The sequence below is a fragment of the Streptomyces sp. NPDC054840 genome (assembly GCF_053611065.1).
In genome coordinates this window covers 1-6,448 of record NZ_JBSGZP010000428.1, presented here as the reverse complement: position 1 = coordinate 6,448, position 6,448 = coordinate 1, and the positions used below count along the sequence as shown (strand labels likewise).

Annotated in this window: 4 protein-coding genes; 2 read left to right on the top strand and 2 right to left on the bottom strand. The window is 71.4% G+C overall.

The genetic code is table 11. The features are described from left to right. Nucleotides 1-120: 120 nt before the first annotated feature. The gene (locus ACWGIU_RS25895) at nt 121-993 is read right to left on the bottom strand and encodes a hypothetical protein (RefSeq protein WP_453709585.1); all 873 of its coding nucleotides are present in this window, start codon (nt 991-993) and stop codon (nt 121-123) included. Between the two features lie 82 nt (nt 994-1,075). Continuing rightward, a complete protein-coding gene (locus tag ACWGIU_RS25890; protein ID WP_453709589.1) occupies nt 1,076-2,653 on the bottom strand; it encodes an MFS transporter in 1,578 nt (525 codons plus the stop codon). A 383-nt stretch (nt 2,654-3,036) separates the two neighbouring features. On the opposite strand from ACWGIU_RS25890, the gene ACWGIU_RS25885 reads away from it, so the two are divergent. Together ACWGIU_RS25885 and ACWGIU_RS25880 are read left to right on the top strand one after the other, a co-directional pair. Beyond that, nucleotides 3,037-3,813 carry an ABC transporter ATP-binding protein gene (locus ACWGIU_RS25885; RefSeq protein WP_453709583.1) on the top strand — a complete coding sequence of 259 codons (777 nt, stop codon included), beginning with the start codon at nt 3,037-3,039 and terminating at the stop codon, nt 3,811-3,813. Nucleotides 3,814-3,866: 53 nt separating this feature from the next. Beyond that, nucleotides 3,867-6,395: an ABC transporter permease gene (locus tag ACWGIU_RS25880; RefSeq protein ID WP_453709587.1), complete on the top strand. Its 2,529-nt coding sequence runs from the start codon at nt 3,867-3,869 to the stop codon at nt 6,393-6,395. Nucleotides 6,396-6,448: the final 53 nt, after the last annotated feature.

The following is a 6,448-nucleotide window of genomic DNA, read 5'->3' as shown; positions in this document are numbered from 1 at the left end:
GGAATAGGCCGTCTCTTCCGGATCTTGTCGGGTGAGCCCGGGTCGTCCGGTGCGGTGCCGGCAGGATCCGGAAGAGACGGCCTGGTAGGGGGACCGCTGCACCGGTGATCGGGGAGCGGGTCAGCCCGCCGGCTGCTGCTGGGCCGGGACGGCGGGCTTCGCCCGGGGCTCGTAGCGGTACGGGTCGCTGCGCAGGCCCCGTGCCGTGACGACCACCGTGAACGGAGGTGTCCCCGGGGCGGGGAGGGCGGCGATCAGGGCGCCCGTCAAGGGGTCGGTCGCGGCCGGGAGCGGGGTGTCGTCGACGGTGAGGACGGTCGGCGGCCCTGTCGGATCCGCGGTGAACCCCCCGCCCTCGACCGTCAGGTGGCCGTCCTCCCCCAGGGCGACGTGCGTGATCACCGGGTTGGCCCGCACCGCCATCTTGTTGACCAGGTACGCGCCCGCCGGGGCGCCGGTCAGGGCCCACATCTCGGCGGGCAGGCGCGGGAGTCCGCCGCCCACGTCCGCGAGGTGGAACAGCACCACGTACAGCATGGTGACCGCGCTGAGGGCGACGTACTGGAGGTCCACCAGGTCGATGCGCCCGCTGTCGTTCGCGATCAGCTCCCGCAGCGGCCGCCGGCCCGACTTCGTCGGCTTCGCGGCGGGCTTGGCCATGCTGCCGTGCTCCACGCGCAGGCCGACGACCGCCTTCGCGGCGATCAGCGCCACGTACGGGCCGCCGAGCAGCGGCAGGTACACCGTCGTCAGGGTGGACAGCGGGCCGTCGGCACCCCGGAAGTACGCGATGCCGCCGCCCGCGGTGAGCCCGTAGCCGAGGATCGCCAGCAGCAGCCACACCAGGATCACCGTCCAGGCGAGGGCGATCGCCGTCGAGGTGGAGAGGCGGCCGTCGCGGCCGGTGATGAAGCCCGGGCTGCGCCTGAGCCGCAGGCAGATCGGGCCGGCCAGCGCGGCCAGTAACGCGAGAGCGCAGAGTGCGGATGCCATGTCGTCGTCCCCCCGGAAACGGTCCTGGCACGAGGGTTACTCACTGGCCCGGCCATGACAAGACGACTTTCCGCGCCCCGGCCTACTCCTCCGGCCGTTCCCGCAGTTCCGGCAGGACGGGGAACCGGCGCGGTGCCACCAGCAGCAGCACCAGCAGCGCGGCCACGGCGGCCGCCGTCGCGCCGAGGAAGATGTGTTCCACGGCGGCGGCCACGGCTTCGCGCAGGTAGCCGGCGGCGGCAGGGGCCGGCGACTCCGGCCGGTCCAGGGCCTTCGCCACGTCGTCCAGGTGCTCCGGGAGGCCGGGTACGGGGGCGTCCGCCAGGCGAGCGGCGATGGTCGCGTTGGCCACGGCGGCGAGCAGGGCGGCGCCCACGCTCTGGCCGACCTGCCGGCAGAACAGCACCGAGGCGGTCGTGGTCCCGCGCTCGGCCCAGCCCACGGTGGACTGGACCCCGACGATCAGCGGGAGCTGGAAGAGGCCGAGGGCGCCCCCCAGCAGCAGCATGATCAGCGCTGGCTGCCAGGGCCGGGCGGGGTAGGGCAGCAGCGCGAAGGAGAACAGGATCACCGCGGCGAGCGCGATCCCGACGGCCGCGGTGTTGCGGAAGCCGATGCGCCGGTAGACGTGCTGACTGCAGGCGGCGGTGACGGGCCAGCTCAGGGTCATCACCGACATGACCAGGCCGGCGCCGACGGGACCGAGGCCCAGCACGGACTGCGCGTAGGTCGGCATGAAGACCATCGGGGCGACCATCAGCAGACCGAGCGCCCCCATGGCCAGGTTGACGGCGGCGATGGTGCGCCGGCGCCACACCCAGCCGGGCAGGATCGGCTCCTCGGCCCGGCGTTCCACCCGGACCACGACGAAGGCCAGCAGCGCGCTCGCGCCCAGCAGCCCGAGCGAGGGCGCGGACAGCCAGGGCCAGGCGACCCCGCCCTGGACGAGCGCGAAGAGCAGCAGTCCACCGCAGGCGAAGACGGCGAGCGCCCCCGCCCAGTCGACCGGCCCCCGGCGCCCGGCGGACCGCACGGGCTCGGTCAGGTGACGGGCGATCAACCACAGGGCGAGGCCGGCCAGCGGGAGGTTGAGCAGGAAGATCCAGCGCCAGTGCGCGTACGAGGCGAGCAGCCCGCCGAGCGCCGGTCCGGCCACGGCCGAGGTGGCCCAGACGCTGGACATCCGGGCCTGGATCCGCGGCCGCTCCCTGAGCGGGTAGAGGTCGGCGGCCAGGGTCTGGATCGTGCCCTGGAGCGCGCCGCCGCCCAGGCCCTGGACGATGCGGAAGGCGATCAGGGCGGCCATGTTCCAGGCGGACGCGCACAGCAGCGAACCGACGAGGAAGAGGCCGATGCCGAAGAGCAGGACCGGCTTGCGGCCGAAGGTGTCGGACAGCTTCCCGTAGACGGGCAGGGTGACGGTCACCGCGAGCAGGTAGCCGGAGAAGAGCCAGGAGAAGACGGAGAACCCACCGAGCTCGCCCACGATCTGTGGGACGGCGGTGGCCACGATGGTGCTGTCCAGGGCCACGAGGGCCATGCCGAGCATGAGGGAGGCGACCACCGGGGCCGGGGGCCGTGCGGCCGGCTTGTCCGCGGGCGCGCCGCCGGTCGCGTTCCTGGCCGGAACGGGGGGATCGGCCGCGGGCCCCGAGGGTATGCCGTCCTGGCTCGCGCCCGTGCTCTCCGCCGCTGCCACCGCGATTCCTTCCCCCTGCACGTAACTGCGGGGAACACCATCTCACCGCCCCTCGGCGGGCGGTATCCCCCAGGGTCCGTACGCCGAAGGGTGCAGATCCCCTAGGGGTCCCTCCGTACAAGGGCCCAGGGGTCGTTCCTCCCGGCGGAGGAGGTGAGCGGCCCCGATGCCTCCTTAACTGGAACCTACGCACCAGAGGCCGGGGGGTGGGGTTAACCCCCGGGCGGATACGGCGATGGGCACCAGCGCGCCGAGCCTCCGCCCGGCGGAGACTTCATGACGGCGACGCAGGCGTCGACGCGGACGTACGCATTCGAAGAGGGAGAAAGACCGTGACAACGGCTATGACCGAAACCAGGCACGGGGGTACTGGAGGGCATGCTGCCGTCGCGGCCCGGGCACGAAAGGTCGTCAAGGCCTACGGCTCCGGGGAGACGCGCGTCGTCGCCCTGGACGACGTCGACGTGGACATCATGAGCGGCCAGTTCACCGCGATCATGGGTCCCTCCGGCTCCGGCAAGTCAACGCTGATGCACTGCCTCGCCGGTCTCGACACGGTGACCAGCGGCCACATCCACCTGGACGACACCGAGATCACCGGACTCAAGGACAAGAAGCTCACGCAGCTGCGCCGCGACCGGATCGGCTTCATCTTCCAGGCCTTCAACCTGCTGCCCACGCTCAACGCCCTGGAGAACATCACGCTCCCCATGGACATCGCGGGCCGCAAGCCCGACGCGGAGTGGCTGAACCGGGTCGTGGAGACGGTGGGCCTCGCCGGCCGGCTCAAGCACCGCCCGACCGAGCTCTCCGGCGGCCAGCAGCAGCGCGTGGCCGTCGCCCGCGCCCTCGCCGCCCGCCCGCAGATCATCTTCGGCGACGAGCCGACCGGAAACCTGGACTCCCGGGCGGGCGCGGAGGTCCTCGGCTTCCTGCGCCGCTCGGTGGACGAGCTCGGCCAGACGATTGTCATGGTCACGCACGACCCGGTGGCCGCCTCCTACGCCGACCGCGTCATCTTCCTGGCCGACGGCCGGATCGTCGACCAGATGTACGGCCCCACCGCCGACCAGGTCCTCGACCGCATGAAGGACTTCGACGCACGCGGGCGGACCTCGTGAGCAACACCGTCCTGAAGACCTCGCGGCGCAACTTCGTCGCCCACAAGGGCCGCATGGCGCTCTCCGCCGTGGCGGTCATGCTCTCCGTCGCCTTCGTCTGCGGCACCCTGGTGTTCACCGACACCATGAACACCACCTTCGACAAGCTCTTCGCCGTGACCAACTCCGACGTGACCGTCACCCCGAAGGAGGCCCGGGAAGGCGAGGAGACCTCGGACCGCGGCCGCCCCGAGACGCTGGCGGGCTCGGCCGTCGAGCAGGTGCGCAAGGCCGAGGGCGTCAAGAGCGCCGAGGGCGGCGTCGTGTCGATGTCCGTCACGGTCGTCAACGCCAAGAACGAGAACATGGGCTCGACCACCGGCGCCCCGACCATCGCGGGCAACTGGAGCGACAACGAGCTCAAGTCCATGAAGATCACCTCGGGCAACGCTCCGCGCGGCCCGACCGAGATGATGGTCGACGCCGACACCGCCGAGAAGCACCACCTGAAGCTCGGTGACGAGCTGCGCACGATCGCCATCACCGGCGACATCCGCGCCAGGATCACCGGCATCGCCACCTTCACCGTGACCAACCCGGGCGCGGCCATCGTCTACTTCGACACGGCCACCGCGCAGCAGGCCCTGCTCGGCACCCCCGGCTCCTTCACGCACGTCAACGTCACCGCCACGGACGGGGTGAGCGACGACCGGCTCAAGCAGAACATCGCCAAGGCCGTCGGCGCGGACACGTACACACTGCAGACCGCCAAGGAAGCCGCGGACGCGAACCGCAAGGACGTCGGCTCCTTCCTCAAGGTCATGAAGTACGTGATGCTCGGCTTCGCCGGGATCGCCTTCCTCGTCGGCATCTTCCTGATCTTCAACACCTTCTCGATGCTGGTGGCCCAGCGCACCCGCGAGATCGGCCTGATGCGCGCCATCGGCGCCGACAGCGGGCAGATCCTGAAGTCCGTGGTCTTCGAGGCCTTCCTCCTCGGGATCGTCGGTTCGGTGCTGGGTATCGGCGCCGGCGTGGGCCTGGCCATCGGCCTGATGGAGCTCATGGGCTCGATGGGCATGCACCTGTCCACCGACGACCTGACGATCGCCTGGACCACCCCGGTCATCGGCCTCTACCTCGGCATCAAGGTCACCGTCATCTCCGCCTTCATCCCGGCCCGCCGGGCCGGCAAGGTCTCCCCGATGGCCGCGCTGCGGGAGTCCGGCACCCCGGGCGACAGGAAGGCCGGCGTCGTCCGCGCCGTCCTCGGCCTGGTCCTCACGGGAATCGGCGGCGCGGGGCTCTTCCTCGCCACGGCGGCCGAGGAGGCCGGCCCCGGATCGCTCTGGCTGGCCGTGGGCGTCGTCTTCAGCCTCATCGGATTCATCGTGATCGGCCCGCTGCTCGCCGCGGGCGTGGTGCGGATGCTCTCCGGCCTGGTGCTGCGGCCCTTCGGGTCCGTGGGCCGGCTGGCCGAGCGCAACGCGCTGCGCAACCCGCGCCGCACCGGTGCCACCGCCGCCGCGCTGATGATCGGCCTCGCGCTGGTCGCCTGCCTGTCGGTGGTCGGCTCCTCGATGGTGGCCTCCGCGACCGATGAGCTCGACAAGTCGGTCGGCGCGGACTACATCGTCGACTCCGAGACCGGCCAGCCCGTGCTGCCGCAGGCCGAGCAGGCCCTGCGCGCCACCAAGGGCCTCGACCACGTCACCGCCTACCGCCTGGTGCCGGCCAAGATCACCGCTCCCGACGGCACCTCCGAGGACGACGGACTCGGAGCCACCGACCCGACGTACGCCCAGGACATCCGGCGCAAGATGGTCGCCGGAGAGCACGCGGCGGCGTACGGGGCGAACTCGATGGCGGTCGGTTCCGCATACGCCACCCAGCACGGGGTCAAGGTCGGTGACGAGCTGACGGTCGCCTTCACCGGCGGCAGCACGGTCAAGCTGAAGGTCGCCGCGATCACCAGCGACGAGGGCAACCTCGACAAGGGCATGAAGTACATCAGCACCGAGCTGGCCCGGGCGAACGTCCCGGCCGACAAGCTGCCGCTCCCCTTCATGCTGCTGGCCAGTGCGCAGGACGGTCGGTCCGACGCCGCCGCCTACGAGTCGGTCAAGACGGCGATGACGCAGTACCCGCAGTACAAGGTGCGCAACCAGACCGACTACAAGCAGGCCCTGAAGGACCAGGTCGGCCAGCTGCTGAACATGGTCTACGGTCTCCTCGGCCTCGCGATCATCGTCGCGGTCCTGGGCGTCGTGAACACCCTGGCCCTCTCGGTGGTCGAGCGGACCCGCGAGATCGGCCTGATGCGTGCCATCGGCCTCTCCCGCCGCCAGCTGCGCCGCATGATCCGCCTGGAGTCGGTGGTCATCGCCCTCTTCGGCGCCCTGCTCGGCCTCGGGCTGGGCATGGGCTGGGGGATCGGCGCGCAGCAGCTGCTGGCGCTCCAGGGCCTGAAGGTGCTGGAGATCCCGTGGCCCACGATCCTCGGGGTGTTCGCCGCCTCGGCCTTCGTAGGCTTGTTCGCCGCACTGGTCCCGGCCTTCCGGGCAGGGCGGATGAACGTACTGAACGCGATCGCGAGCGAGTAACCGGCCCGCGTTCGTTCGGGGGAATGCCGGTCCGGGACCTCAGGGTCCCGGAC

What these genes read in the sequence shown, in the direction of transcription:
- ACWGIU_RS25885 (WP_453709583.1), top strand. Translation starts at nt 3,037, where the DNA reads ATGACCGAAACCAGGCACGGGGGTACTGGAGGGCATGCTGCCGTCGCG.
- ACWGIU_RS25880 (WP_453709587.1), top strand. Translation starts at nt 3,867, where the DNA reads ATGGCGCTCTCCGCCGTGGCGGTCATGCTCTCCGTCGCCTTCGTCTGC.
- ACWGIU_RS25895 (WP_453709585.1), bottom strand. Translation starts at nt 993, where the DNA reads ATGGCATCCGCACTCTGCGCTCTCGCGTTACTGGCCGCGCTGGCCGGC.